Source organism: Streptomyces cupreus (assembly GCF_014257025.1).
In the GTDB taxonomy this organism is placed as follows: Bacteria; Actinomycetota; Actinomycetes; order Streptomycetales; family Streptomycetaceae; genus Streptomyces; species Streptomyces cupreus.
Genome location: NZ_JACMSF010000028.1, coordinates 81,131 through 105,258, shown reverse-complemented (window position 1 = coordinate 105,258; position 24,128 = coordinate 81,131). Strand labels below are relative to the sequence as shown.

Annotated in this window: 22 protein-coding genes and 2 pseudogenes; 15 read left to right on the top strand and 9 right to left on the bottom strand. The window is 68.7% G+C overall.

Annotation, left to right across the window (positions count from 1 at the left end):
• Both H4N64_RS24695 and H4N64_RS24690 read left to right on the top strand, forming a co-directional pair.
• Window positions 1–552 (top strand): AbfB domain-containing protein (locus tag H4N64_RS24695; RefSeq protein ID WP_186284596.1); only part of this gene is annotated, 552 nt, incomplete at its 5' end.
• 680 nt (window positions 553–1,232) lie between these two features.
• Window positions 1,233–1,559, top strand: a complete 327-nt coding sequence (locus H4N64_RS24690; protein ID WP_186284595.1) for a plasmid stabilization protein — start codon at window positions 1,233–1,235, stop codon at window positions 1,557–1,559.
• Window positions 1,560–1,836: 277 nt separating this feature from the next.
• Here the strand turns inward: H4N64_RS24690 and H4N64_RS24685 are convergent, their stop codons facing one another.
• The gene (locus H4N64_RS24685) at window positions 1,837–4,929 is read right to left on the bottom strand and encodes an FAD-binding and (Fe-S)-binding domain-containing protein (RefSeq protein ID WP_186284594.1); all 3,093 of its coding nucleotides are present in this window, start codon (window positions 4,927–4,929) and stop codon (window positions 1,837–1,839) included.
• Between the two features lie 322 nt (window positions 4,930–5,251).
• Between H4N64_RS24685 and H4N64_RS24680 the strand changes: the two genes are divergently transcribed.
• Window positions 5,252–5,941: an HhH-GDP family DNA glycosylase gene (locus H4N64_RS24680; RefSeq protein ID WP_260859943.1), complete on the top strand. Its 690-nt coding sequence runs from the start codon at window positions 5,252–5,254 to the stop codon at window positions 5,939–5,941.
• Window positions 5,942–5,951: 10 nt separating this feature from the next.
• Here the strand turns inward: H4N64_RS24680 and H4N64_RS46210 are convergent, their stop codons facing one another.
• On the bottom strand, window positions 5,952–6,125 hold the full coding sequence (locus H4N64_RS46210; RefSeq protein WP_186284606.1) for a hypothetical protein: 174 nt from the start codon (window positions 6,123–6,125) through the stop codon (window positions 5,952–5,954).
• Between the two features lie 119 nt (window positions 6,126–6,244).
• Between H4N64_RS46210 and H4N64_RS24670 the strand changes: the two genes are divergently transcribed.
• The 4 genes and pseudogenes from H4N64_RS24670 to H4N64_RS24655 all read left to right on the top strand — a co-directional run bounded on the left by H4N64_RS24670 (window position 6,245) and on the right by H4N64_RS24655 (window position 8,534).
• Window positions 6,245–6,718 carry an SRPBCC family protein gene (locus tag H4N64_RS24670; protein WP_186284593.1) on the top strand — a complete coding sequence of 158 codons (474 nt, stop codon included), beginning with the start codon at window positions 6,245–6,247 and terminating at the stop codon, window positions 6,716–6,718.
• Between the two features lie 99 nt (window positions 6,719–6,817).
• Window positions 6,818–7,069 (top strand): annotated as a pseudogene (locus H4N64_RS24665) (nitrate reductase); the annotation flags it as partial.
• A 251-nt stretch (window positions 7,070–7,320) separates the two neighbouring features.
• Window positions 7,321–7,731, top strand: coding sequence for a hypothetical protein (locus H4N64_RS24660; RefSeq protein ID WP_186284592.1), 411 nt, complete (start codon window positions 7,321–7,323; stop codon window positions 7,729–7,731).
• An 83-nt stretch (window positions 7,732–7,814) separates the two neighbouring features.
• Complete coding sequence (locus tag H4N64_RS24655) at window positions 7,815–8,534, top strand: DUF6766 family protein (protein WP_186284591.1); 720 nt, start codon at window positions 7,815–7,817, stop codon at window positions 8,532–8,534.
• 270 nt (window positions 8,535–8,804) lie between these two features.
• Here the strand turns inward: H4N64_RS24655 and H4N64_RS24650 are convergent, their stop codons facing one another.
• Window positions 8,805–9,155 (bottom strand): helix-turn-helix transcriptional regulator, encoded by a 351-nt coding sequence (locus tag H4N64_RS24650; protein ID WP_186284590.1) that lies wholly within the window; start codon window positions 9,153–9,155, stop codon window positions 8,805–8,807.
• Window positions 9,156–9,345: 190 nt separating this feature from the next.
• On the opposite strand from H4N64_RS24650, the gene H4N64_RS24645 reads away from it, so the two are divergent.
• On the top strand, window positions 9,346–10,020 hold the full coding sequence (locus tag H4N64_RS24645; RefSeq protein WP_186284589.1) for an ANTAR domain-containing protein: 675 nt from the start codon (window positions 9,346–9,348) through the stop codon (window positions 10,018–10,020).
• Window positions 10,021–10,068: 48 nt separating this feature from the next.
• Here H4N64_RS24645 and H4N64_RS24640 read toward each other — a convergent pair whose 3' ends face one another.
• From H4N64_RS24640 to H4N64_RS24630, 3 genes are all read right to left on the bottom strand, one after another.
• Window positions 10,069–10,491 carry a CBS domain-containing protein gene (locus H4N64_RS24640; RefSeq protein ID WP_186284588.1) on the bottom strand — a complete coding sequence of 141 codons (423 nt, stop codon included), beginning with the start codon at window positions 10,489–10,491 and terminating at the stop codon, window positions 10,069–10,071.
• Window positions 10,492–10,556: 65 nt separating this feature from the next.
• Window positions 10,557–11,585, bottom strand: coding sequence for an NAD-dependent epimerase/dehydratase family protein (locus H4N64_RS24635; RefSeq protein ID WP_186284587.1), 1,029 nt, complete (start codon window positions 11,583–11,585; stop codon window positions 10,557–10,559).
• Between the two features lie 349 nt (window positions 11,586–11,934).
• Window positions 11,935–12,480: a TetR/AcrR family transcriptional regulator gene (locus H4N64_RS24630; RefSeq protein WP_260859942.1), complete on the bottom strand. Its 546-nt coding sequence runs from the start codon at window positions 12,478–12,480 to the stop codon at window positions 11,935–11,937.
• Between the two features lie 105 nt (window positions 12,481–12,585).
• Here H4N64_RS24630 and H4N64_RS24625 point away from each other — a divergent pair, with 105 nt between their 5' ends.
• Window positions 12,586–13,443 carry an alpha/beta fold hydrolase gene (locus H4N64_RS24625; RefSeq protein ID WP_186284585.1) on the top strand — a complete coding sequence of 286 codons (858 nt, stop codon included), beginning with the start codon at window positions 12,586–12,588 and terminating at the stop codon, window positions 13,441–13,443.
• 268 nt (window positions 13,444–13,711) lie between these two features.
• On the opposite strand, the gene H4N64_RS24620 is transcribed toward H4N64_RS24625, so the two are convergent.
• Window positions 13,712–14,095 carry a hypothetical protein gene (locus H4N64_RS24620; RefSeq protein ID WP_186284584.1) on the bottom strand — a complete coding sequence of 128 codons (384 nt, stop codon included), beginning with the start codon at window positions 14,093–14,095 and terminating at the stop codon, window positions 13,712–13,714.
• A 30-nt stretch (window positions 14,096–14,125) separates the two neighbouring features.
• Window positions 14,126–14,494: a transposase gene (locus tag H4N64_RS46855; protein ID WP_418896291.1), complete on the bottom strand. Its 369-nt coding sequence runs from the start codon at window positions 14,492–14,494 to the stop codon at window positions 14,126–14,128.
• Between the two features lie 489 nt (window positions 14,495–14,983).
• On the opposite strand from H4N64_RS46855, the gene H4N64_RS24610 reads away from it, so the two are divergent.
• The 3 genes and pseudogenes from H4N64_RS24610 to H4N64_RS24600 all read left to right on the top strand — a co-directional run bounded on the left by H4N64_RS24610 (window position 14,984) and on the right by H4N64_RS24600 (window position 21,309).
• A complete protein-coding gene (locus H4N64_RS24610; RefSeq protein ID WP_186284583.1) occupies window positions 14,984–15,337 on the top strand; it encodes a CU044_2847 family protein in 354 nt (117 codons plus the stop codon).
• On the top strand, window positions 15,334–19,614 hold the full coding sequence (locus H4N64_RS24605; protein ID WP_186284582.1) for an nSTAND1 domain-containing NTPase: 4,281 nt from the start codon (window positions 15,334–15,336) through the stop codon (window positions 19,612–19,614). The genes H4N64_RS24610 and H4N64_RS24605 overlap by 4 nt, the downstream gene beginning before the upstream one ends.
• An 820-nt stretch (window positions 19,615–20,434) precedes the next feature.
• A pseudogene (locus H4N64_RS24600) lies at window positions 20,435–21,309 on the top strand (IS5 family transposase).
• 21 nt (window positions 21,310–21,330) lie between these two features.
• Here the strand turns inward: H4N64_RS24600 and H4N64_RS24595 are convergent.
• Entirely contained in the window at window positions 21,331–21,693 is a 363-nt protein-coding gene (locus tag H4N64_RS24595) for a winged helix-turn-helix transcriptional regulator (RefSeq protein WP_186284581.1), read from the bottom strand.
• A gap of 96 nt (window positions 21,694–21,789) precedes the next feature.
• Between H4N64_RS24595 and H4N64_RS24590 the strand changes: the two genes are divergently transcribed.
• The 3 genes from H4N64_RS24590 (at window position 21,790) to H4N64_RS24580 (ending at window position 24,114) form a co-directional block, all read left to right on the top strand.
• Window positions 21,790–22,671 carry an NAD(P)-dependent oxidoreductase gene (locus tag H4N64_RS24590; RefSeq protein ID WP_186284580.1) on the top strand — a complete coding sequence of 294 codons (882 nt, stop codon included), beginning with the start codon at window positions 21,790–21,792 and terminating at the stop codon, window positions 22,669–22,671.
• Between the two features lie 223 nt (window positions 22,672–22,894).
• Window positions 22,895–23,536, top strand: a complete 642-nt coding sequence (locus H4N64_RS24585; RefSeq protein ID WP_186284579.1) for an alanyl-tRNA editing protein — start codon at window positions 22,895–22,897, stop codon at window positions 23,534–23,536.
• Window positions 23,536–24,114 carry a helix-turn-helix domain-containing protein gene (locus H4N64_RS24580; protein WP_186284578.1) on the top strand — a complete coding sequence of 193 codons (579 nt, stop codon included), beginning with the start codon at window positions 23,536–23,538 and terminating at the stop codon, window positions 24,112–24,114. The genes H4N64_RS24585 and H4N64_RS24580 overlap by 1 nt, the downstream gene beginning before the upstream one ends.
• The last annotated feature ends 14 nt before the right edge of the window (window positions 24,115–24,128 follow it).

Below are 24,128 nucleotides of genomic sequence, written 5' to 3'. Positions count from 1 at the left end.
GGCCAGGCCGACACGGCGCAGCAACAGGCAACTTGGGACATCAGCGGCGATCCCCTCAACGATCCCAACCGCCGCACCCGCGTCCAGAAGATCTACTGGAAGGCCGACGGCACACCCGACTTCGGCATCCCGGTCGCCGACGGTCTCACCCCGATCCGCCTGTCCTCGTACAACTTCCCCGACCGGTTCATCCGGCACTGGGAGTACCGCGCCAGGATCGAGCCGAACGTCTCCCCGCTGGCGGACTCGCAGTTCCGCACGGTCACTGGTCTCGCCGGCAGCGGCACCGTTTCCCTGGAGTCGGCCAACTTCCCCGGCTACTACCTGCGCCACAAGAACTTCGAGGTGCGGGTGGAGAAGAACGACGGGACGTCCCAGTTCCGCAGCGACGCCTCCTTCACCGCCCGCGCCGGCCAGGCGGACTCGGCCGGTGTCTCCTACGAGTCGTACAACTTCCCGGGCCGCTACATCCGCCACTACAACTACCTGCTGAACGTGCAGACCCTCAGCACGGCGACCGACCGGGCCGACGCCACCTTTTACACCCAGTGAGCCAGAGCTCCAGCCCCTGACTCCTCAGCGCCCCCGACGCCACGGACCGGGGGCGCGTCGCGGTGACCGGCGAGAGGGCTCCTGACGACGGACTGACGGGGCACGTCGTACGAGGCGAGGCGTTGTCCCGGACAGCCGCGGACAACCGGGCCATCAGCTCGTTCCCGCTGTCGCGGAACGCTGAGCGGGGCCAGCGGTGTATCGGGGGCACTGACCACGCCAGACGGCGCGAACATGTCCTCAGTCCAGGCCGACGGCAAGGTGGGCAGGCGCTCTGGGGGAACACAGAGTGCACTGCCGCCGGTTGGAGCCTCATCCGGCAGGCAGCGGGGAGCCGGTCACGGCCGTGGCTCTCGGTCGCAGCTCTGGAATCCAGTCGGCGGCGCCTCCTTCGGGCGCCCCTTCCGGCCGTTCCGGAACCGGCCCCCTTGCCGACCAGGACAGCGTCGCCCCGCTTCCGCATAGCCACGTCGCCGCCCTCGCGGTTGCCGCCACCGGCAGCACGGACCTGACGAGGGACGTGGCCGCACCGGGCGGACTGTCGACACCGGCTCGTACGACAACCGCACCGCCCGGCCCTGGGCTCCTGGGCGGCGGGGGAGCAGCGGAAGGTCGCCCGGCTGGAGCGCTGGCGCCGGGATGTGGGTACTCGGACGGCGACTGTGAGAGGAGTGACCCACATGCCGGCCGGTTCGAGCCCGAAACGGGAACGCCAATACGAGCACATCAAGAAGAGCGCCCAGGATCGGGGTGAGAGCCCTGAGCGGGCCAAGGAGATCGCGGCGCGCACGGTCAACAAGGAACGCGCCCGCGCCGGCGAGTCGGAGAGGGCCAGCCGCACGTCCACCCAGGACATGTCCTCAGGCAGGCGGGGCGGCCAGCGGTCCGGGAAAGGCTCCCAGGGACCCACTTACGACCAGCTCTACGAGGAGGCCAAGCGGCGCAACATCCACGGTCGTTCGGACATGAACAAGAGTCAGCTGAAGCAGGCACTCGGCGGGAAGTGAGCGACCCACCTGCGCGTGGAGGAGCTTTCCCGGGCCCCGGCGACTGCCCCGGGGGCCGCCCGCTCATGCCCACCATGACGACCGTACGCATTCCCGCAGGCTGGTCCTGAAACCAGGCAGAGGCCCGTGCCGTCTCGCACGGGCGTCCCGGTCGCTCGAGTTCCGCGAGACTCCTACCGTCCTCGGACTCGACGATTTGCCCTGCCCGCCTGCCCGCCTGCCCGCCTGCCCGGTCGCCTTGGCCCTTGGCCCGCCGTTGCCGAGGACGCGGCCCGTCCTACATGCGCTTCCTGCGGCGCGCCGACAGGTGGCGGACGGCGCTCGCCGTGACGCCGCCCGCCGCGGCCAGCGCCCCGGTGGCGGTCGCCGCGGCGGCCCGGCGTGCATCGGCCGGCCGGGGTGTCTCTCGCGGGGCGCCCAGTTTCTCCGGATGGTCGGCGGGTGCCGGGCCGTCGAGGCCTATGGCGAGGGCCTCGGCCAGATGCATGGCACGTCGGCCCGTGCCGCCCTGTTCGATCTGCGTCCGGCAGCTGAAGCCGTCGGCGACGACCAGCGCGGACGGCGCGGCCTCGCGGACGGCGGGGAGCAGACCCAGCTCGCCGATACGCATCGACAGCTCGTGGTGACCGCGTTCGAACCCGAAGTTCCCCGCGAGTCCGCAGCACCCCACGTCCAGTACGTCGGCGTCGATCCCGGCCCAGCGCATGAGTTCGGTGTCCGCGTCGAACTTCAGGACCGCGTGCTGATGGCAGTGGGGCTGGACGACGGCGGTGCGGGCGAGGTGCGGGGGCCGCCAGCTGTCCTGAGCCCGGTCGAGCAGCACCTCGGCGAGGGTCTTGGTCATGTCGGCCAGCCGCCGCACCTGCGGGTCCTCGGGCATCAACTCGGGAGCGTCGGCCCGGAAGACGGTGGCACAGGAGGGCTCCAGGACCACGACCGGGGTGCCGGCCTCCAGCCACGGTCCCAGGGCGCGCAGCGTCCGCCGCAGCACACGGCGCGCGGTGCCGAGCTGGCCGGTGGAGATCCAGGTCAGGCCGCAGCACAGCGGCTCGGTGGGTACGGCGACGCGGAATCCCGCGTCCTGCAGGACACGCGCTGCGGCCTGGGCGACGTGCGGGTGGAAGTAGTTGCTGAACGTGTCGGGCCACAGGACGACGGCGTGCGGATCTCCCGCTCGCGGCTGCGGCCCGCGCTGCTCGCGCCACCACTGGCCGAAGGACCGCTCGGCCAGCAGCGGCGCATCGCGCTGCGCGGCCACGCCGGCGAGCCGCTTGCCGACGTCGGACAGCACGGGCGCGTGCAGGACCGCGTTGACCACCCGCGGTGCCGGCCTGGACAGCAGTGCCCACAACGGCAGCCAGCCCAGTGCGTAGTGAGCGGCGGGCCGCAGCCGCCCGGCGTAGTGGTGGGCCAGGAACTCGGCCTTGTACGTGGCCATGTCGACGCCGACCGGGCAGTCGGACTTACACCCCTTGCAGGCCAGACACAGGTCGAGCGCGTCACGGACCTCGGTCGACCGCCAGCCGTCGCGGACCGCCGAGTCGGGGTGGCCGCCCAGCATCTCGAAGAGCAGGCGCGCCCGGCCGCGCGTGGAGTGCTCCTCTTCGAGTGTCCCCCGGTAGGAGGGGCACATCACCCCTCCGGAGTGGCTCCGGCACTGACCGATCCCGACACACCGCAGCACCGCCCGGTCGAAGCGGCCCTCGTCGTGCGGGTAGCTGAAGTACGTTGCATGCTCTGTCGGATGCCACTGCGCGCCGAGCCGAAGGCCGGCATCGATCGGGCGCGGCCGTACGACCTTGCCGGGATTCATCCGCTCGTCCGGGTCGAACAGCGCTTTCAGCTCGCCGAACGCACCCACCAGCCGCTCACCGAACATGCGCACCAGGAGCTCTCCACGCGCCTGCCCGTCGCCGTGTTCGCCCGACAGGGATCCGCCGTAGGAGCTCACCAGGTCGGCCGCGCGTTCCAGAAAGCGCCGGAACTCCACGACACCCTCGGCCGATCGCAGATCGAAGGGGATACGGGTGTGCACACAACCCTGGCCGAAGTGCCCATACAGCGACGACAGTCCGTAACCGAACTCGGTCAACAGCCCCTCCAGGTCGCGCAGATAGGCGCCGAGCCGCTCCGGAGGGACGGCGGAGTCCTCCCAGCCCTCCCACGTCTCGCGGTCGTCCGGCGGGTGCGCCGTGACGCCGAGCCCGGCCTCGCGCGCCTTGAGCAGCTGCTCCTCGCGTGCGGGGTCGTCGCTGAAGGCGACGGAGGTGTCGTGCTCGCCGCGGCCCACCGCGCGCAGCAGCTGCCGGGCCAAGTCGTCGGCCTGGTCCGTGGAGTCGCCGGTGAATTGCAGCAGGAGCCAGCTGTCGCCGTCCGGGAAGCGGTCGAGGGAGTCGAGGTGGACGCGCTCCTCGCGCATCAGCTGGGCCATCCGGCCGTCGACCGCCTCCAGCATCACGGGGTCGCAGTGCGCCAGCAGGCGCGGGACATCGTCGGCGGCGGCGAAGATGTCGGGATACCCGAGTACGAGCGTCGCCTCCGCGGCCGGCACCGGCACCAGTTCGAGCTCGGCATGCAGCACGGCGACGAGCGTGCCCTCGCTGCCGGTCAGCGCCCGGGCGACGTCGAAGCCGTGCTCGGGCAACAGGGCATCCAGGTTGTATCCCGACACCCGCCGCGGAATCTGCGGGAAGCCCCGGCGGATGTCGCCCAAGTACCGGTTGGCGATGTCGCGCATGCCTCTATAGAGCTCGGCACGCCGACCGCCGGCGGCGAGGATCTCCTCGTACTCGCGCTGCGTAGTCGGGCCGGTCCAGCAGCGCGCACCGTCATAGGTGAGGATCTCCAGTCGGCGTACGTTGTCGGCCGTCTTGCCGTACGCCTGTGCCGTCGCGCCGCACGAGTTGTTGCCGATCATGCCGCCGAGCGCGCACTGGCCGTGCGTGGACGGCTTCGGCCCGAACTTCAGACCGTACGGCGACAACTGCCGGTTCAGCTCGTCGAGGACGATGCCCGGCTCGACGACGCAGGTGCGGTTGTCCTCGTCCACCGAGAGCAGGCGATGGCAGTACTTGGTCCAGTCGACGATCACCGCGTGGTTGGTGCACTGCCCGCCGAGCGAGGTCCCGCCACCCCGGGAGAGCACAGGGAGGCCGTACTCGGCACAGACCGCGATCGCCTCCGCGCCCGCCTCGATGCTGCGCGGCACCACGACGCCGACGGGCACCTGCCGGTAGTTGGAGCCGTCCGTTGAGTACGCGCCGCGGCTGCCGGCGTCGAAGCGCACCTCGCCGTCGACACGGCGGCGCAGGGCGGCCTCAGCGGAACGCACCCGCTCGGAAGAGGGGCCTTCCAGGGGTTTGGCGGCCATAAGCCCTCGTCCGTCCTTTCCCGCTGTTCCCTTCTCGCATTCCGTCGTGTCACAGATCAGGGCTACGTCTCGTCCTCGGCGTCCTCGGAGAGTTCGTCGAGGTGCGGCCACTGCGTATGGGCCTGCGCTTGCCTCGGCACTTTTCCAACGAGTCACCCGAGACGGGTTTCCAGGACTTGCCGCTGCTGCTGGCCATGGCGACCGTGTTCCCGTGCCCCGGGGCGACAAACGACGGCATCGACGGGACCGGGTCGGGTACACGGAAGGCGCAGGGACGGTGCATGGAGGAAATCCGGTGAAGCGTTGAGTCGGTGGCAAGGCGATGACCACGAAGACCAAGGGGACGCAGACGCCCCGGAAGAAGAAGGCGTCCGACACGACCGGCAAGGCAGTAGTACGCGCACTGCTCGAACGACAGGAGCGCACCTATACGGCGCAGGCCGGCATCCAGTTGCGCAACACCCCGGCCCCGCTGTACCAGACGCTCGTGCTGGCGATTCTCCTCAGCGCCCGCATCAGGGGCGACATCGCTGTGGCGGCGGCGAGGGAACTGTTCGCTGCCGGGCTGCGCGACCCGCGGTCGATGGCGGACGCGTCCTGGCAGCAACGGGTCGACGCACTCGGCAAGGGCGGCTATCGCCGCTACGACGAGCGGACGTCGACCATGCTCGGCAACGGAGCCGAGCTGCTCCTGGAACGCTACGGCGGCGATCTGCGTAGCCTTCGTGAGGAACCCGACCCGCCGAAGGCCCTGTCGGACATACCTGGGATCGGGCCCACCGGGACCGACATCTTTCTGCGGGACGTGCAGGGCGTCTGGCCGGAATTCGCGCCCTACATCGACCGCAAGGCCCTGGACGGTGCCAGGCGGCTCGGACTGCCGGACTCGCCGGAGAAACTGGGCGGCTTCGTCGCCGGTCGCGAACTGCCCCGCCTGGCGGACGGCCTGGTCCACGCGGCCCTCGACAAGCCCTTCGCGGACGAGGTGCTCGCCGCCGCCGAGGCGGCGTGACGGACAACCCTCACGATCGACGGATCCGCTCCCATGCCCCTCCGATCTCCGTGTCCACGCAGGCCGTACTGAGTCCGGCGATACCGCCGCCGACCACGGCGACGTCGACGGTGAGGTCATCGGTCGGTGGGGGAGCCGGGGCGCCGGGTGGCGCGGTTTCGAGCCAGTACGAGCCTTGGCGCACTCTCTGAGCGTTGGACCCCGATGGTCTTTTACGTCGGGTTTCCCGGGTACCCGGTGCCCCGCACAGGAGGCCGACCTGCCCACCGCGGTCGGCACACCGAGAGCAGACCAGGAGGGCCCATGAGCACGGTCAAGGAAACGGTCGACGTGGAGGTTCCGCTCCGCCGGGCGTACGACCAATGGACTCAGTTCGAGGAGTTCCCGAACTTCATGGAGGGCGTCGACGAGGTCACGCAGCTCGACGACCAGCACAACCACTGGACCATCAGCATCGGAGGGGTGCGGCGCGAGTTCGACACGGAAATCGTGGACCAGCTGCCGGACGACAGGATCACCTGGCGGACCGTCGGCGGTGAGACCCAGCAGCGCGGCTCGGTCCGCTTCAAGCGCCTCGACGAGACGCACACCCGGGTGGAACTCACGATGGAAGTCGAGCCCACCGGTATCGCCGAGAAGGGCGCCGACGCGCTCGGCATGATCGACCGGCGGGTGAAGGGAGACCTGGGCCGGTTCAAGGACTACGTCGAGGCCGGCGGCACCGGTCGCGGCTGGCGCGGACGCATCCGGCCGGAGGACCCGGGCACCAGCCTCTGACGGTTCGGGACCGCAGATCGGAAAGCACGGGACGACGGGACGGGCGTGCACGGTCCGAACCGGTGCGACAGACACGGAGGTCGATGATGCCGGCCGGAGGTGGACCGGATCGCACAGCCCTGGGGCGAGCGCACCTCGTACGGCACCCATGAGCGGTGCCCGGCCCGGGTCGACTCGTTTCTGCGGGCGGGCGGGACGGCCGACGCGGTGCAGCGCTGGGTGCGGACGGCGTCGCTGCTGCACTCCAACGGGGACGTGATGGACCTCGCCGTCGCCGGCGGGCGGATCGTCGGGATGCGGGGCCGCGCCCAGGACCGGGTGAACCGCGGCCGGCTCGGGCCGAAGGACCTGGCCTCCACCTGCCCGACCCCGCCGACGACGGCCCACCGAGCCCGCGGGAGAGAAAGGAGACGCTCGCCCAGGCCGCCCAAGCCACCGGCGCCGACGACCTGCTCGACCTCGCCACCGCCTGCCACCCACAGACCCTGCGCGCTCCGACGCGGCTCCGGAACGCTGTCAGTCGGCCGGGTGAGGTAATGCCGGGGCGCGGTAGCCCGCCCGGGCAGGGCTCGTTGCGGTGTACTGCGGTAGGAGGTGGGTCGATGGCCGGGCGAGCGTGGGATGTGGCGGCGTGCGTCCTGCTGACCGTCGCAGGCGTCGGCGGGTGCGGCACAGTGGCGGAACGGCAGGCCCACGTACGTGACACCGCGGCCTTGTTCCAGGCGTCGCTGGGTGCGGGGGCGTACGACCGGGTGTGCGCCCTTCTCGCGCCGGGGACCCTGGAGGAACTGGAGCAGTCGGCCGGCAGCCCGTGTGCGCAGGCGCTGCGTGCGGAGCCGCCGACGCCGGGCGGTGCCGTACGGCGGGCGGACGTGTACGGCAACCAGGCGCGGGCGGTGCTGTCCACCGACACCCTCTTCCTCTCCCACTTCACCTCCGGTTGGAAGGCCGTGGCCGCCGACTGCGAGCAGCGGCCGCAGCAGCCGTACCAGTGCAAGATCAAGGGCGGGTGAGCTGTGAGGGTCATGTTCTGCGTCGTCGTCGGGATCATCGCGGTCGGTCTCGTCTATCTGGCCTCCCTGGGGCTGATGCACCGATGACCGAGCACTCGGGCCGGGCTACCCCGCCGAAGCACCGGGGCCTGCGCGGCTTCGTGCGGGACAACGGGCTCGGACTGTTCTTCATCGTCACGTTCCTGCTGGCGCTGGTCGGGCAGGCGATCGCGGGCCACGCCGACTTCAACAACCGGATGGCGACGGACCAGCTCCAGCAGGTCTCGTTCGGCGAATACGTCGCCACATCCGACTTCGCCGTCGATGTGTCCGAGAACTGGCAGTCGGAGTACCTGCAGTTCTTCCTCTACATCGGCGTGACCGTCTGGCTGCTGCAACGCGGCTCCCCGGAGTCCAAGGAACTGCGCAAGGGCGGCACCGAGTCCGACGAGGAGCAACTGGTCGGCGCTTACGCCAAGAAGAGCTCACCCAAGTGGGCCGGGGCCGGCGGCTGGCGACAGGCGGTCTACTCGCACTCACTGCTTCTGGTCATGGGGACGATCTTCCTGCTGTCCTGGCTGGTGCAGTCGATCACCGGCGTCACCGCCTACAACGAACAGCGGCTACGGCAGTTGCAGGCCCAGCAGAGCTGGGCCGACTACCTGGGCGGGGCCGATTTCTGGAACCGTACCCTGCAGAACTGGCAGTCCGAACTGCTCGCCGTCGCCTCGATGGCGGTGTTGTCGATCTACCTGCGGCAACGAGGCTCCCCGGAGTCGAAACCGGTGGGAGCGGCCCACGGCGCCACGGGCGTGGAGGGCTGAGGAGTACGCGCTCGTCGACGTCGGCACGGTCCCCGCATCCAGCACCTTCAGGACCGGCAGCGCGGCTCCCTTGCTTGCGCCCGCTACCGCGGCGAGGCGTCCATCGAGATCAGTGGTGCTCATGACCCCGACTCCGGACCCTCCCGTGGGGAGAGACTCAAGCCACATGATCGGCAGCGTCCATGGCCGTGGCGGTCGCGGCGGACACGTTCGGCGTCCACCTCAGGCATGCGCGGCCTCCGCGTCCGGTGGCACCTCGCTGCCGCGCGCTCAGGATTCGGAGTGGGACTCCTCGACGACGCCCAGGCGTTCGGCCTCGTCCCTGGCCAGCATGGCAAGGAGCGAAGCAACCGTCAGATCGGCCTCGGCAGGGTGGCGCAAGATCTTGCTCGGGTCGATCCGGTAGATGTTGCCGCGGCCATGGCGGGTGTGGGAGAGGTAACCATCCTGCTCCAGATCCGAAATGATCTTCTGAACCGCTCGTTCGGTGAGCCGACAACGCGCTGCGATGTCACGCACCCGCACACTGCGGTTGTCGGCGATCGAGGCGAGAACCCGAGCGTGACTGGTGAGGAACGTCCATCCAGTGTGTGGCGCAGGCACTCCGTCTACTCCAACCATGGGTCAAATCCTATGACCTACCATTCGGGTGTTCAAAAGAGCGAATTTAAATTCGCGTATACCTTGACGTATCTGGAGTGGGGCGCAACCCTGGACGGACAGGGAGGACACGCGAGCACCCTGGAGAGACATGCCCATACCGCACGGTGAAGCAGGGTCGACCACTGGTACCGACTGCACGCCGTTGCCGATGAGTACATGCGTCGCCACACGGGACGGCGAGCGCGTGCTCGTCACGGTGACCGGAGTGCTGCATCTCGAAGGCGGCGAGGCGCTCGAACGAACGTTGCACACAGCCCTCGGCGGAGCCGGCGAGGGCGTGGACCTCGACCTCAGCGGCCTGGAGTTCTGGGACTGGTCCGCGCTGAGCGTGTTGCTGAGCGTCCGTCGGCAAGCACTCGCCCAGGGCAAGACGCTCCTGGTCACCGCCACCAGTACCGTGGTGGAACGACTCCTGGCCCTCACGGACACCCACGCCCTCTTCGCACCTGCCTCCGGGACGGAAGAGAAGGACACGGGCCATTCGCCACCGCCGGCCGAGCCGCCCCACGACGCGGGCGTCGGCCTCCGTTCGGAAGTCGCCCACCTCCGCCGAGCCATGCAGACCCGGCCGGAGATCGACATGGCCCGTGGCATCCTGATGGCTTCCTTCAACCTGAGCGCCGACGAAGCGTGGAACGTGCTGGTCATGGCCTCCCAGAACACCAACACCAAGTTGCACCGCCTGGCCGAGGGCGTGGTGACCACCGTGAAGGGACCGCCCCTGCCGGATCCCCTGCAGAGGCAACTGACGACGGCCGTCGCGACGATCACCGCCCACGAAGGTCATCGACGTTCCGGGGTCGGTGCCGGGACCGGGCGCTAGTGGCGTCGCCCGGCCCCGGCCTCCCGACGGTGCGTCGGCCTGTGCGGCCTACGTGTTGGGACGTGCGGCGCTGATGTCTCCCAGAGCCGACCTCTGGTCCCGCTCGATCGCCAGGTCCCCCAAGGAGACGATGCCGACGGGCCGGTCGTCGTCCTCGACGACCGGCAGACGCCTGATGGAGTGCTCGCGCATCAGCTTGACCGCTCGGTCGATGGTGTCGTCCGGAGTGATGGTCACCAGGTCCTCACTGCTCGCGCGCATCACAGTCGTCTGCTCGGGGTCCGCACCGTCCGCGCAGGCACGCACCACCAGATCGCGATCGGTCACGACACACCGCAGATGATCGTCCTGCGTCACGAGGACGACACCCACGTCCTCGTCCCGCATCAGCCGGGCCACGGCCGTCACCGACGCCTGCGGTTCCACGGTCACGAGACTGCTGGTCATGATGTCGCGCACGCGCTGGGCCATGACGAGCTCCCTTCACTTTCCGCGACGGATATCTGCCGCCCTCGGGTACCTCAGCGCGGGGGATTTCAGCTCGCCTTGTGCCCGACCAATGGCGGCGTATCCATTCCCGAGCCTTCCCGGACACCGCGCAGCATCTCCTTCAGAGCCTCGGTCGCGGTGTGCTCCGGTACCCAGCCGAGCTCGACGCGGGCACGGGTGCAGTCCATCAACGGGATTCTGACCACGGCATCGAACAACTGCGGAGGCACGGCTGCCAGCCGTAGGGCCCACGCCGCGGACAGCCCGGAGCGCGCTGCGGTCGCCGGCAGGCGAACGGCCCGCGCATGGAACAGCTCGCCGAGGACCTCGGCATCGAGAGGCGGTTCGGCCGCCAGGTTGAAAGCCCCGCGTGCTTCGGAGGTCAGCGCGATCCGGATCGCGCGCGCGGCATCGTCGGTGTGCAGTGCCTGGAACCTCAGGCCGGGGACGTCCGGCACGAACGGCAGCAGATGGGGACGGGCGAGAGGCCCCGGCAGGTAGTGCCCGCCGAAGATACGCCGCTGCTCGCTCGCAGCCTCCCGCTTGAACATGAACGCGGGCCTCATACGGATCACCCGTACGCCCGGGTTGCTCTGTTCGAAGCCGTCCAGTACCCGCTCGACATACGCCTTCTCCCGGCAGTACGCCGCCGTCGGCCACCCGTGAGTAGGCCATGTCTCGTCCACGGCCCTGTCCTTGGGACCCGGCGCATACGCGCCGACCGACGACGCATACACCAGAACGGGCACGTTCGCCTCGGTGACCGCCTGGAAGACCGAGACACTGCCCAGGACGTTGGTCCGCCACGTGGCCACCTGATCGCGCGTCGGCTGCATGCGCCAGGCCAGATGTACGACGGCATCGGCGCCGCTGAAGATCTCTGCGAGCCGCCCTTCATCGCTCGACACGTCCACCCGCACCCACTCGGTCTTGTCCGGCGACCACGCGGGCACACGACGTGCCAGACCCACCACGGACGACACCTCGCCCGACTCGCTCAAGGCCCGGACGACGCTCGTTCCCACATTCCCGGTGGCTCCTGTGACCACGATCCTCTTGCCACGCTCGACGCTCATGTTCCGCTCCTCGAATGTCCCTGCCACAAGGCAGCACGGTGGCGAAAGCAGCCATGCCGTTTCCGGGTACCCAGCCGGGACGGGGGTGTAGTGGGGGGAGGCGGCCGGGTTGGGTCCCGAGGTGGAGCAGAGCGCGCCGGAGACCCCTGCGAAGCTGCCGAAACGGGCATGGGCCGCGGCGCTGGCGCGGCAGCTGCGGTAACACCGTCTGCGGCAACTCCTCACACTCGGTGAGTGTCACGCCAGGTGTGACGTAGCGTTTGTCGCCGGCATCGGCGAGTGGCTCAAGCGCGGCGATGGTCTCCAGGGCGGCAGCGTATGGCGGACGGCGGTGACGGGCACCCTGCCGTCACCGCTGCTGTGCCTGCGCGACAGTTGTGCGCAGCAACTCGGCCATCGATCGGCCGGCCACCCGCAGCGGTTCCGGATCACGAGCAGCCCGGCTGAGCATGAACGCCCCCTCAAGCATCATGATCATCGAGTAGGCGAGTGATCGCGCCGCCGTTGGGTCGACCACCCAACGGCCGAACCACTGCGCCGCGTTGTCGACCCACTCCTCGAAGACCTCTGCCGTCGCGGCCCTCAGCACCTCATTGCTGCTGGCAACCTCCAATGCCACCGTCCCGATCGGGCATGCGTCGGCGTAGTCGGCCGCGGCAAGGTCGTCCGCGGCTGCCTCGAAGGCGTGCACGAGGGATTCGGTAGGGTCCGGCACACTGTCCAGCACAGCCAACACCATTCGGCCGTACTCGGGTCCGGACGTGCGGATCATGTCCTCGGCCAGTTGCTGCTTGCCACCGGGGAAGAAGTGATAGATCGAGCCGAACGGCGCTTCTGCCTCTGTCGCGACCCGCTTGAGGCCGGTCGCTGAGTAGCCGTGGCGACGGAAGAGCATCGTGGCAGCACCCTGGATCCTGGCTCGCGTGTCCGATTGTCCCATTGCCCTCAACTCTTCAGGCCTCCAAGATTACAGTAGAACAATCTATCAAATGGGGGTTTGATGCCGAGGATCGAGCTGTCGTCCGGACCGGTTGACTACCAGGACACCGGCGGTGAAGGGCCAGTGCTGGTGTTCGGCCACGGTATGCCGATGAACGAGACCCAGTGGCGCAAGGTGGTCCCGCTGCTGGACGGATACCGCTGTGTCCTGCCTACGCTGCCCCTCGGCGGTCACCGCCAGCCGATGAACCCGGATGCCGACCTGTCCCAGCGCGGTGTCGCCCGGCTCCTGGGTGAGTTCATCGAACGGCTCGGCCTGGACCAGGTGACCCTCGTCCTCAACGACTGGGGCGGGGGCCAGTTCCTGGTGTCGGAAGGTCGGGCCCAGCGGCTCGCGCGCCTGGTGCTGGTGGCCTGCGAGGCCTTCGACAACTTTCCCCCCGGACCCGCCAAGGCGATGGCCCAGGTATGCAGGGTCCCCGGCGGCGTCTGGCTCCTGACCCGACTCATGGGCATCCCCGCGTTCCGCCACAACCGGGCCGGATACGGTGGGATGAGCCTGCGCGGGATCCCCGACGAGATCATGGACGACTGGTTCGCTCCCGCCACCCTCAGTAGGGCCATTCGCAAGGACCTCGCCAAGTTCGCCGCCGGTGCACCCGACCGCGAGACACTGCTCGCCTGGAGCGAGCGACTGCGTGAATTCGACCGCCCGGTACTGGTCGTCTGGGCGACCGAGGACAGACTGATGCCGCGTGAGCACGGCCCCCGCCTGGCCGAGTTGTACCCGCAGGGCCGGCTCATCGAGATCGCTGCCTCGTCCACCCTCATCCCTGAGGACCAGCCCGAACGGCTTGCCGACGTGCTGACTGACTTTCTTGTCCAGACCGGAGCAGAGCCGACCCGACACGCTGACTGAGTGCGAGCTCTTGTACTCGCTGCGCACAGGGTGCCCGGTGAGCAGCTCCAACTCGGCCAGTTGCGGGGTCAGCCGATGTGGGAGCCCTCTGAAGCTGATCTCCAGCTCCTCCAGGAGGTGTTCGTGCGGGCCGCGGCGGAGTTTGGCTGCCAGACCGTCGATGGGGTTCGGGCTGAGGGCTGGAGAGGGCGGACCCTGGGCGTAAAGGTGACGGTGAACGGGCTCGCCCGGTGGCTTCGGGTAGTCGTCGCGCCGGCGGACAGGTCGATCACGACCCGCTTCGCAGGTCGGTGCTGACCAGTGCGAGGTCGTACGGGTTGGGCGAGTCCAGATCGCGGACCAGGACGAGGCGGACCGGGAGGTCCTTGAAAGCGCCGTACCACAGGCACTCCAGTTCGGTGATCCACGCGAACTCCGTGCGCCCGTAGCGCTCCACGACCGTCAGACGCCAGGTTGCCGCCTTGGCGAGGGCGGTGAGCGGGCCGAGTGCGGTGCCCCTCTTGCGGGGCCGACCGCGCTTGTTGGTCCGAGGCGGGGTCGGCCCGAACAGGGCGGCGTTGCGTGGCAGCCGGGTGGTGAAGGTGACAGATCCGGGCAGGCCGGCGACCTTGCCGGAGTGGTAGGCGGCATCGCCGGTGACGTGGTGCGGCACCGGAAGAGCGCGGCCCGGTCGTGGACCATCTCAAGGGCCGGATCGGTGCGGGAAACGGTGGCCCTGCCGCGCCACAGGCGGGCGGCCACCGCAGTGTGACCGGCTTGGTAAAAACGGCAGGCGGACCACGACGGCGGCGATCACCCAGGTGTTGCCGAACCCGAGCTTGTCCTTGCCCCGCCCGGATCCGTCGTGGGCCCACAGTGCCCCGAAGACCTTCTTGCCGGCGCGGTGCAGCAGGGTGTCGTCGACGACGACCAGGATCGCCGCGTTGGCCGGCAGCAGGGCCTCGACGACGGTCCTGGCCAGGCGCAGGCCGAGCTGACCGGGGCCCCAGGAGGCCCGGGAGGCCCGGGAGAAGAAGGCATGCGCCCTGCCATGCGGCCACCACCGCGCCAGTCCCGCCCGGTCAGCATCCCGGTGACCGTCTGCCGGCCGGTCTGGGCGGCCATCCCGGCCGCCAGGTGGCAGAACGTCTCGAGGCGGTTGTTCAGCACCGCTGATGGTTCTTCACATTCGCCCCGGGCGCCCTAAGCTCAACGCGAACCACCCGGCAGAGCAGCCGCAACCCCTCCCCAAGATCGCGCTCCTCCGCAAAGTCGAGACCCGATCGGGTGATGTCTGAAGGGGCTCATTTGACCGGCTCGTACGAACTTCCCAGAGCCCCCTCGGGGGCGGGACACAGGATCATCCCCCGCGCCACCTGCAGTCTCACCGCCTAGCCTGTCTGGCTCATGGCAAACAGGCGTGGGTCTAGCTGCGTGCGGCGGGTGCAGGGATGAGTCCGTCGCCGACCACACCCGGATGCGGTCCGTGGCTAGGATCTGCCACCACACCCCCCGGAGAGGAAAGGCGCCGCGGCCGACGCGTGCGCAGGGAGGCTTGTACGTGCCGTACATTGGAGAGTTACCGCTCGACGACGGCAGCGTGCTGCTGCTTGAGGTCTCCGGAGAAGAACCAGGCGGAGTCGACAGGGTTGGCCGGGCCGCCGACGCTGTGCGAAGCAGCGCCGATACCCTCCAGCAGGCTCTCACCCGGATGCGCCCGGCCCTGGAAGCCGTATTCGCCACCACGCGAGGGCTGGCGCACGCGCCGGACGAGGTGACGGTCGAGTTCGGGATCAAACTCACGGCGGAAGCCGGGGTCGTCGTCGCCCGTGCCGCGACCGAGGCCAACTTCACGGTGAGTGTGCGGTGGGCCAATCACACCAATGACCTCGCTTCCGGGCCCACAGCCTCATGACCGACATGGTCCAGCGCCTCGGGCCGGCCGTGGCCCGGCTGCGCAACGCGGCCGGGGACGTGGTCGGGGTCGGCTTCCTGATCGCTCCGGACACGGTGTGCACCTGCGCTCACGTCGTCGCGCAGGCATTGGGCGTGTCCGGGGCCGAGACCGAGGCGAAGCCTCCGAGCGGCCGGGTGCTCCTGGACTTCCCCCTCCTCGCCGACGGTGTTCGGCCGATTCCACGGTACGAGACTCATGTCGCCGCCTGGCAGATGGTGGGGAATGACGACAGCGGCGATATCGCCCTCCTCAGACTCCCTGAAGAACTGCCCGGACCCGGTCAATCCGTTCCGCTGGTCAGCGCGGACGATGTGTGGGATCACCGTTTCCGGGTGCTCGGCTTCCCGCGCGGCGGCGATCAGGGAGTGTGGGCCACGGGGCGGCTGCGCGCCGCGGTCGGGGCGGGGTGGGTGGCCATGGACGAAGACGGCTCACGCCCCCGTATCGGTCGCGGCTACAGCGGATCGCCCGTGTGGGATGCGGAGCTGGGCGGCGTCATCGGGATGACGGTCGCGGTCGAGCGGGGATCACCGACCTCCACCGCGTATCTCATTCCGTCGGCTGCATTGCTCGACATGCAGCCTGGTCTGCGCAGGTGTCCCTACCGCGGTCTCGAGCCGTTCCGCGAGGAGGACGAGGAATTCTTCTACGGCCGGGAGGAGGAGACGGGGCGGGTGGCGGATGCCGTGCTCCAGCACCCCGTCGTGGCGGTCGTCGGACCATCCGGCAGCGGCAAGTCCTCTCTGGTGCGGGCAGGGGTCATCCCGGCGTTACGGCACAAGGGCTTCACGGTCATCACCTTCCGGCCGGTGCAGGGCGCGCGCCCTATCAGCGCACTCGCCCATGCCTTGCTCAGCAGCCTGGACACGACCGCCGAGCACAGTCCCCGGCTGGAACAGTTGGCCGCCCGGCTCAGCGAGGGGGGCGGGGACGCAGACTGCGAGGTCGCCGCTCTCCTGGGAGAGGAACTACTGGAGCGCGGCGGTCCCGCAGGCAACGTACTCTTCCTCGACCAGCTGGAAGAGGTGGCCAGCGCCGACCCCGCCGAAGCCCGCAGACTCCTCAGCCTGGTCATCGCCATGGGCGGGGCAGCGCGCCTCACCGACCCCAGAAGGCACCGCATCGTAGCCACCCTGCGCCCCGGCTCCCTGGACGGACTCCTGGAACCGGCCACGGACCGGTTGCTCGGCGAGGGCGTGCAGTTCCTTGCCCCGCCTGGGCGAGAGGCTCTGCTGCGCGCCGTCACTGCGCCGACCGCCCGCGTCCCCGGACTCGCCTTCGAACCGGGCCTGCCCGAGCGCATCGTCGATGACGCCGGCTCGGAGCCCGGCTATCTGCCGCTGGTGGAGTTTGTCCTGACCAGGCTGTGGGAGGAGCACCAAGCCTCCCTGCTGACCCATGACGTCTACGACGCCCTCGGCGGTGTCGGCGGTGCCCTGTCCGCCTATGCGGAGGACATCGTGCGGCCGGTCATCGCCGAGTTGGGCGAAGTGGCGCCCCAACGTCTCTTCGCCCAACTCGCCCGCCCGGACGGCGCCGGTCGCTTCGCCCGCAGACCCGCGGATCTCGACGCCCTCGACCCGGACGTGCAGTCGGTGGCCCGATCACTGGCCCGCACCCGGCTGGTGGTGCTCAACCGCGGACCGGTGGACGAGCAACTGGTGGATCTGGCCCATGAAGCACTGATCAGCCAGTGGCCGCGGCTGCGCGGATGGCTGGAGGAATCCCGGGAGTTCCGCACCTGGCAGGAGCAGATCCGCGGCAGCGCGGCCGTATGGCAGGCGAACTGTCGGGATGTCGGAAGCCTGCTGCGCGGCGTGCTGCTGGAACGGGCCCTGGAATGGCTGGCGAAGCGTCCCGCCGACATCAGTGCGGACGAGCGGCGCTACATCGAGCTGAGCCGCCACCACCGGCAGCGCGGTGTCCGGCGCTGGCGTGCCGTGACAGGAGTCATTGCTGCTCTGGCCTTGGTGGCCGGGCTTTTGACCGTGTACGCATTGACCAACAACGCAAGGCTTCAAGACGAGTTGCGCATCCAGGCATCTGCGACTCTCGGCGAGGAATCCGAGGCACGGGCGGACTCAGAGCCGGGTACGGCAATCCAACTCGCCTTGGCCGCCTGGCGTAACGGTCACACACCCGAGGCATATCAGGCACTGCTGCGCCAATACCTGGCCGCGCGCGATGCGGTGCGCGTGCATCCGGCGCTGTTGTCCGGCCCGGTTAGCCGGCTCGATGCCACACCTGACGGAAAAACGGTCGTGACGCGGGAAGGAAACCCGTCGGAGCGGACGGAGCGGATCACTGTCAGGACTGGTTTGCTCGGCCATGCCCCCCGTTCCTGGCGGGTTCCGAATGCTCCGGACGATGCCGTCGCCGTCGCGCTGAGCGACGACGGACGATACCTCGCCGCCTCCTGCGCGGACGGGCGGGTGATGGTCTGGGACGTGAAGGCGAAGAAACCCGGTCGCGTCATGCCGCAGTCCACCGCGCGAGCAGGCAGCGAACTTAACACCGTTGCTTTCGACTTCAGTGCGGATGGGCGGCGGCTGCTTCACCTCAGCGGCACACAAGACAAAGACGCCGTCGACGGCACCTACCGGGGACGTGATACCCAAGCTCATGTCTGGGACGTCGCCCGGGCGCAGGCGGTCTTCGTGGATCGGTCTGCGGTTCCCGACTGGGATTACGTGTCAAGGGCTGCTCTCAGCGATGACGGTAAGTCGCTGGTCGTTCAAAGCGGCTTGGGCGACACAGGCATCGCTGTGGGGGTCAGTCGACTGGACTCGGGGGACATCGTCCAGTCGTTCCCCCGAACATTAGGGATCACAAGCCGAGGCGGCACAGTTGTGGTACCTGAGAAAGGGGGTCGATGGGCTCGAGTCACCCCCATCCCGGGTGGAACAGGAAACGGTGCACGGATACGGATCAATTCCGAGGATTTCCCTCCGGATGTTGATGTCAGCGGCCATTACCTGATGGAGCATGGATCCGCAGGGACGATGAACCTCATCGATATCCGCGACGGGAAGCGATATCACCTCTCGACTCCGCCTGTTGGCACCGTCCTTCCTGTTGGCACCGTCTCACTATTGGTTGTCCGGCAGTCAGCCGACGTCGTCAAGGCCACATCCTTCATCGGCTTGGACAGGTGGGTGCTGCAGGCCCGACGAGTCGAAGACACCGCACTCGATCCCACCCCGAACGGGAGCATCAGCGGTGAGCAGGTGGTGCAGAGCCCGGACGGTCACTACCGCGCAGGAGTGGGTGGCGATACTCCATTGATGGTGACCGTGCGCGGCGAGGAAAAAATCCACCAAATCCAGCCGAAAGGCTTTCCAGAGTACACCCCGGTGCGGGTGACGTTCACAGCCAACAGTCGCTACCTGGTCGTCTGGCATGGGTCCCGGCTGCTGACGTACTCACTGCCGGACCTGCGGTTGACCGCACAATGGAGCAGCGGTCAGACGCCCATCGTAGATGTCGTCGCCCTCGATGGTGATCAAACCATGGTCCTGACCGAGCAGTCCCTGCTGCGATTCGACGCGGCCAGCGGTACAGCGCACACCGAGAGCCAGGGCATCTGCGCCGACGGCGGCGACCGCACCGAAGCAGCGAAGTGCCTTGACGCAGCCCCGCGTCCTGGACACAAAGGGCAGATCGCAATCCTCACGGCCAACAACCGAGTCCAACTCTGGGACACCCGCACCAGGAAGGTTGAAGAGCATTGGAGCGTGGGCTCCGTATCAGCTGTATCAAACGACTATGAAGAGTATGGAATGCCCTTTTATCTCATGGTCTTCGACTCGGGCGGAGAACGCCTCGCTGTTGTGACAGATGATGGCGTGAAAATATGGAAGGTAGACCGGCCACGCGCGGGGGACGTGAGAATCCGCAGCACGTTCGACGAGGAGATTATCGGATTCGGCCCAGACGATACGCTGCTCTTCTCCGCGGCGGGCAACGGCCCAGAAGAATCAGCTGACCTGGACATCTTCAGCATCAAGACCGGCCATCTTCTCGCATCCGTTTCCGTACCGGAAAAGGTGGGGACAGCCTGGCAGCAACCTGGGAAAGAACTCGCCTGGCTCACTGCAACAGGGCGCCTGAGCATCTCCCTTAACCCCGACACCTGGTTCCGCACCCTGTGCACCGCGGCCGGACGCGACTTCACCAAAGCCGAAAAGCAACTACTCCCCGCAGGGGCGGATGCGAGTCCGCCATGCGGGGAGTAGAACAAGAAGCCGGAGAGCGCGGGGCTGTCCGCTGTCGTCGATGATGTGTGCGCCTCTGAAGAAGTCAGAGTGAGGAAGCCGTCCCTGGCGATATTCCGGGGCTTCGAACTTGTCTCGACTTTGCGGAGGAGCGCGATCTTGGGTAGGGAGGTGCGGCTGCTCTGCCGGGTGATTTCGCGTTGAGAGTTCGCGTGGATCGCCGAACTGGAGTGCCTGTGGTACGGCGCCTTCAAGGACCTCCCGGTCCGCCTCGTCCTGGTCCGCGATCTGGACTCGCCCCACCCGTGCGACCTCGCACTGGTCAGCACCGACCTGAACAGCCCCGCCGACGACCTGGCCGAACAGTACGGCACGCGCTGGCGGATCGAGTCGGTCTTCGAGCACATGCGCCAAGACCTCGGCAATCTGGTTCTCGGCGAGGGCCTTGGTGCGTCCGGTGGTGCTGGCAGCCGCTCTATGCCGAGCGTCGGATCGCCGTCGATCCAGCCCTGCCGCTGCCACTCATGTCGGCGCGGGCCGCAGCCTGCTCTCCGGCAGCGCCGGGTCATCGATCGCGGCTTCGCGCCCCGGCTGGCGGGCCCGGTCGGCGCCGGTTCGCCAGCGATCATCCCCCCCACGTCGTCAGAGAGATCCGGTAGATGCGCGCGGAGGACTTCGCGATCCCGGCGCCGGTGAGGTACCGCTCGACCGCCGCGGTGTGCCACGAAGGAGCGGACAGGGTCACCACCCGGGCGGGTCAGCTGGAGCGCGCCCCCGCTCCCGAGTTCGGTCACTAGAGCCTGTTGCGAAAGCGGATCTTGGTTGTGGATGATCATGTGCTGTGGCGCGTGGAGACCTGACGGATGCACAGTGGTCACGACTGCAGCCGCTGCTGCCGCGCGGGGAAAGGCCGGGTCGGCCGCCGATATGGACCAGGCGGCAGCTGATCGACGGCATTCGGTGGCATACCAGCGCCGGAACGCCCTGGCGGGACGTGCCCGAGCGATACGGCCCGCGGGACCGGGTCTACGACCTGTTCCGGCGATGGCAGCGCAACGGGACATGGAAGCCCATCCTGGAACAGCTCCGGACTGAGGCCGACGCGAAGGACTTGATCACCTGGGACGTCAGCGTGGACTCCACCGTATGCCGCGCCCATCAGCACGCCGCGGGCGCCCGCAAAAGGGGGATCTCCAGAAAGAGCCTCCCGGCGGCATCGACACCGAGCCGGAGGACCACGGCCTGGGGCGGTCCCGCGGCGGGCTGACCACGAAGATTCACCTCGCCACCGAGCTGGGGCAAAAACCCATGTCCTTGATCATCACGGCCGGGCACCGGCACGACAGTCCGCAGTTCCAACCGGTGCTCGAGAAAATTCGGGTCCCCCGCACCAGTCAGGGCCGGCCCCGCACCAGGCCGGACAAGGTCCGCGCCGACAAAGCCTACGGCTCCCGCGCCAACCGCTCCTACCTACGCGGACGCTGGATCGGCTGCACTATTCCCGAGTAGGCCGACCAGGTCCGCAACCGCAAAAAGCGCGGCTACCACGGCGGAAGACCACCGGAGTTCGACAAGAACGACTACAAACAACGCCATGCCGTAGCGTGCGGCATCAACCGGCTGAAACGCCACCGGGCGGTGGCCACTCGATACGACAAACCCGCCGTCCGCTACGAAGCCACCGTGCTGGTCGTGGCCATCAACGAGTGGCTGTGACCAGCACGTTCACAACAGACCCTAGCCTGCCTTCTTCCCCAGCGCTTGAGTGGTCGGCCGCTCGCGCCCCCAGGCAGCCAGCGGCTCGAGTGCGTCGTTGAGGCGCATGCCGTCCTCGGTCAGCGAGTACTCGACGCGGGGCGGCACCTCGTCGTAGGAGGCGCGGTGCACGACGCCGTCCGCTTCCAGCTCACGTAGGTGAGAGGCCAGCACCTTCTCGGTGATCCCCGGTAGCAGCCGACGCAGCTCGCCGAAGCGACGGTAGGGGTGTTCGTGGAGCGCCCAGAGGATCAGCACCTTCCACTTGCCGCCTATCACCTCCATCGCGGCGTCGATCCCGCAGACGTGTCCGTCTGGTGCGCCCGGCCGGTTCAGCGTCGTCATGCCCCACCCTTCTGACGTGCTCGCTCACCCCGGGGTAACCACCCACTACCAAGTGCGTACTTGATCACCTCCGGCCCTGCGACCAGCCTAATCGGCATGGCACAGAACACTGTTGAGAAGACTCCCGTCACGATGCTGGGCCTCGGCGCAATGGGCACCGCGCTGGCTCGCACCTGGCTTGCCGCCGGCCACCCACTCACCGTCTGGAACCGCACCCCAGCCCGCGCCGCGGCACTCGCCGCCGAGGGTGCAAGGGTCGCGGACACCGCCGCTGAGGCGGTCGCAGCGAACACCCTGATCGTCGTTTGTCTGTTGGACGACACCTCGGTCGACGAGGTGCTGGCCGGCACTGACCTGGCCGACAGGGACCTGGTCAACCTGACCACCAGCACCCCTGCCCAGGCACGCGCCCGCGCCGAGTGGGCACGCGAGCGCGGCGCCCACTACCTGGACGGCGGGATCATGGCTGTCCCTCCGATGATCGGCGTCCCGGAAGCCGGCGGCTACGTCTTCTACAGCGGCTCGCGGGGGCTGTTCGAGCGGCACCAGGAGACCCTGGCCGTCCCGGTTGGTACTACCTACGTCGGCGAGGACGCGGGCTTCGCGGCCCTGCACGACGTGGCCCTGCTCAGTGCCATGTACGGGATGTTCGCCGGGGCCGCGCACGCCTTCGCCCTGATCCGCAAGGAGGACATCGACCCCGCGTCGCTTGCCCCGCTGCTGGTCGACTGGCTCGTCGCGATGGCCCCGGCAGTTCACCAGACCGCCGATCATCTGCGGAGCGGCGACTACACCAACGGCGTCGTTTCCAACCTCGCCATGCAGGTGGCCGGCACGCCGACCTTCCTGAGCACCGCCGAGGAACAGGGTGTCAGCCCGCAACTGCTCAGCCCCTACTTCGAGCTGATGCGCCGCCGCCTGGCCGAGGGCAGCGGCGAGGAGGATCTGACGGGCGTGATCGACCTGCTGGTGCACTGACCAGCCACTTGCCTGCCACAGAGGCGACCGTGCTGGTCACAGTCCTCAACGAGACGCTGTGACCAGCACTTTCACAACACGCTCCAGTTCGATCGTCATGCCTGCCCTTCCGGCGCTGCCGCAGTAAATGCGTACACCTCGCCCTGGCGGCCGGTCTGCAGCTCGGCTCGTTCGTTTTACTGAACGTTCTGTTCATCTCCTGCTCGTTCGTTATAGTGAACATATGGTTCATTCAAGCGAGACGCTTCAGGGAGCCGTCCAGGTCGCCACGTACCTGGATGACACGTATCTGGATCAGGCCGACACACGGGTGATCGCCGTAGGTGAGCGGGACGGTGCGCCGTGGGCTGCCGTCGAGCACTGTCTGTTCCACCCGCAGGGCGGCGGCCAGCCCGCCGGCCGGGGCTGGCTGGAGGGGGCGGAGGTCGTCCCGGTGCGGGCACGGATCGATGTGCAGGCCCGGATGACGCACGCCGCGCTGCACACGGCCGGGCACCTGGTCGAGGCGGTCGGACGCCTTCAGGGGTGGGAGATGCTCAGCAACAACCACTTCCCCGGTCAGGCCCGCATCGAGTTCCAGGCGCCACAGCCGGACGCCCGGCTGGCCGACCCAGAGGGGCGGGAGGAGGCCACCACCGCTCTGCGGGACGCGGTGGCCGCCGCGATCGCCGACGACCTGCCCGTCTTCGCGCGATACGAGGGTGAGGGGCGGCGCGTGGTGCACCTGGACGCACTGCATTCCGCGCCGTGCCGGGGCACCCATGTGCGCAGCCTCGGCGCTCTGGCCGGGGTGATCCTGCCGACGCTGAAGGTGAAGAAGGGCCGTATCCGCGTGTCCTGCAGCGCCACCCACCGGAGCCACTGATGGCCGCGACGTCTGGGTCCGGCCGGCAGCCGGTGAGCAGTACCGCGGCCGCGGTCGGCGCGAAGATCCGTCTGCGCCGCCAGCAGCGCGGCATGAGCGCTGCGGAGATGGCCCGGCGCGCCGGGCTGAGCAAGGCCACGCTGTCGCAGCTGGAGGCGGGCAAGGGCAACCCGACGATCGACACTCTGGACGCGATCGCCGTCGCGCTGCGCATCCCGATCGCGGACCTGCTGGCGCGCGACGCCGACACCGGGCCGGTCTACCGGCCGGGCACACCCGCCGAACCGGGCGAGGTCGCCCGGGAGCTGCTGCGCCGCATCAGCAGCGGCAACAGCCTGGAGATCTGGCGGCTGAGGATCCCGCCCGACACGGAGCTGACCGGCGTCCCCCATGCCACCGGCACCATCGAGCACTTGCTCATCGCCGCCGGGCATGTGACCGCCGGGCCGGTCGATGCCCCGCAGGACCTGGGCCCCGGCGACATGCTCGCCTTCGCCGGCGACGCCCCGCACTTCTACCGCACGGGCACCGAGGCGGTGGACATCACCGTCGTCTTCGCCTCCCCCATCAGCACCTGAGCCAAGGAACCCCA

Excerpts from the sequence above, each read along its gene's own strand:
- H4N64_RS24690 (WP_186284595.1), top strand. The coding sequence starts at position 1,233 with ATGCCGGCCGGTTCGAGCCCGAAACGGGAACGCCAATACGAGCACATC.
- H4N64_RS24685 (WP_186284594.1), bottom strand. The coding sequence starts at position 4,929 with ATGGCCGCCAAACCCCTGGAAGGCCCCTCTTCCGAGCGGGTGCGTTCC.
- H4N64_RS24680 (WP_260859943.1), top strand. The coding sequence starts at position 5,252 with ATGACCACGAAGACCAAGGGGACGCAGACGCCCCGGAAGAAGAAGGCG.
- H4N64_RS24670 (WP_186284593.1), top strand. The coding sequence starts at position 6,245 with ATGAGCACGGTCAAGGAAACGGTCGACGTGGAGGTTCCGCTCCGCCGG.
- H4N64_RS24660 (WP_186284592.1), top strand. The coding sequence starts at position 7,321 with ATGGCCGGGCGAGCGTGGGATGTGGCGGCGTGCGTCCTGCTGACCGTC.
- H4N64_RS24655 (WP_186284591.1), top strand. The coding sequence starts at position 7,815 with ATGACCGAGCACTCGGGCCGGGCTACCCCGCCGAAGCACCGGGGCCTG.
- H4N64_RS24650 (WP_186284590.1), bottom strand. The coding sequence starts at position 9,155 with ATGGTTGGAGTAGACGGAGTGCCTGCGCCACACACTGGATGGACGTTC.
- H4N64_RS24645 (WP_186284589.1), top strand. The coding sequence starts at position 9,346 with ATGAGTACATGCGTCGCCACACGGGACGGCGAGCGCGTGCTCGTCACG.
- H4N64_RS24640 (WP_186284588.1), bottom strand. The coding sequence starts at position 10,491 with ATGGCCCAGCGCGTGCGCGACATCATGACCAGCAGTCTCGTGACCGTG.
- H4N64_RS24635 (WP_186284587.1), bottom strand. The coding sequence starts at position 11,585 with ATGAGCGTCGAGCGTGGCAAGAGGATCGTGGTCACAGGAGCCACCGGG.
- H4N64_RS24630 (WP_260859942.1), bottom strand. The coding sequence starts at position 12,480 with ATGCTCTTCCGTCGCCACGGCTACTCAGCGACCGGCCTCAAGCGGGTC.
- H4N64_RS24625 (WP_186284585.1), top strand. The coding sequence starts at position 12,586 with ATGCCGAGGATCGAGCTGTCGTCCGGACCGGTTGACTACCAGGACACC.
- H4N64_RS24605 (WP_186284582.1), top strand. The coding sequence starts at position 15,334 with ATGACCGACATGGTCCAGCGCCTCGGGCCGGCCGTGGCCCGGCTGCGC.
- H4N64_RS24595 (WP_186284581.1), bottom strand. The coding sequence starts at position 21,693 with ATGACGACGCTGAACCGGCCGGGCGCACCAGACGGACACGTCTGCGGG.
- H4N64_RS24590 (WP_186284580.1), top strand. The coding sequence starts at position 21,790 with ATGGCACAGAACACTGTTGAGAAGACTCCCGTCACGATGCTGGGCCTC.
- H4N64_RS24585 (WP_186284579.1), top strand. The coding sequence starts at position 22,895 with ATGGTTCATTCAAGCGAGACGCTTCAGGGAGCCGTCCAGGTCGCCACG.
- H4N64_RS24580 (WP_186284578.1), top strand. The coding sequence starts at position 23,536 with ATGGCCGCGACGTCTGGGTCCGGCCGGCAGCCGGTGAGCAGTACCGCG.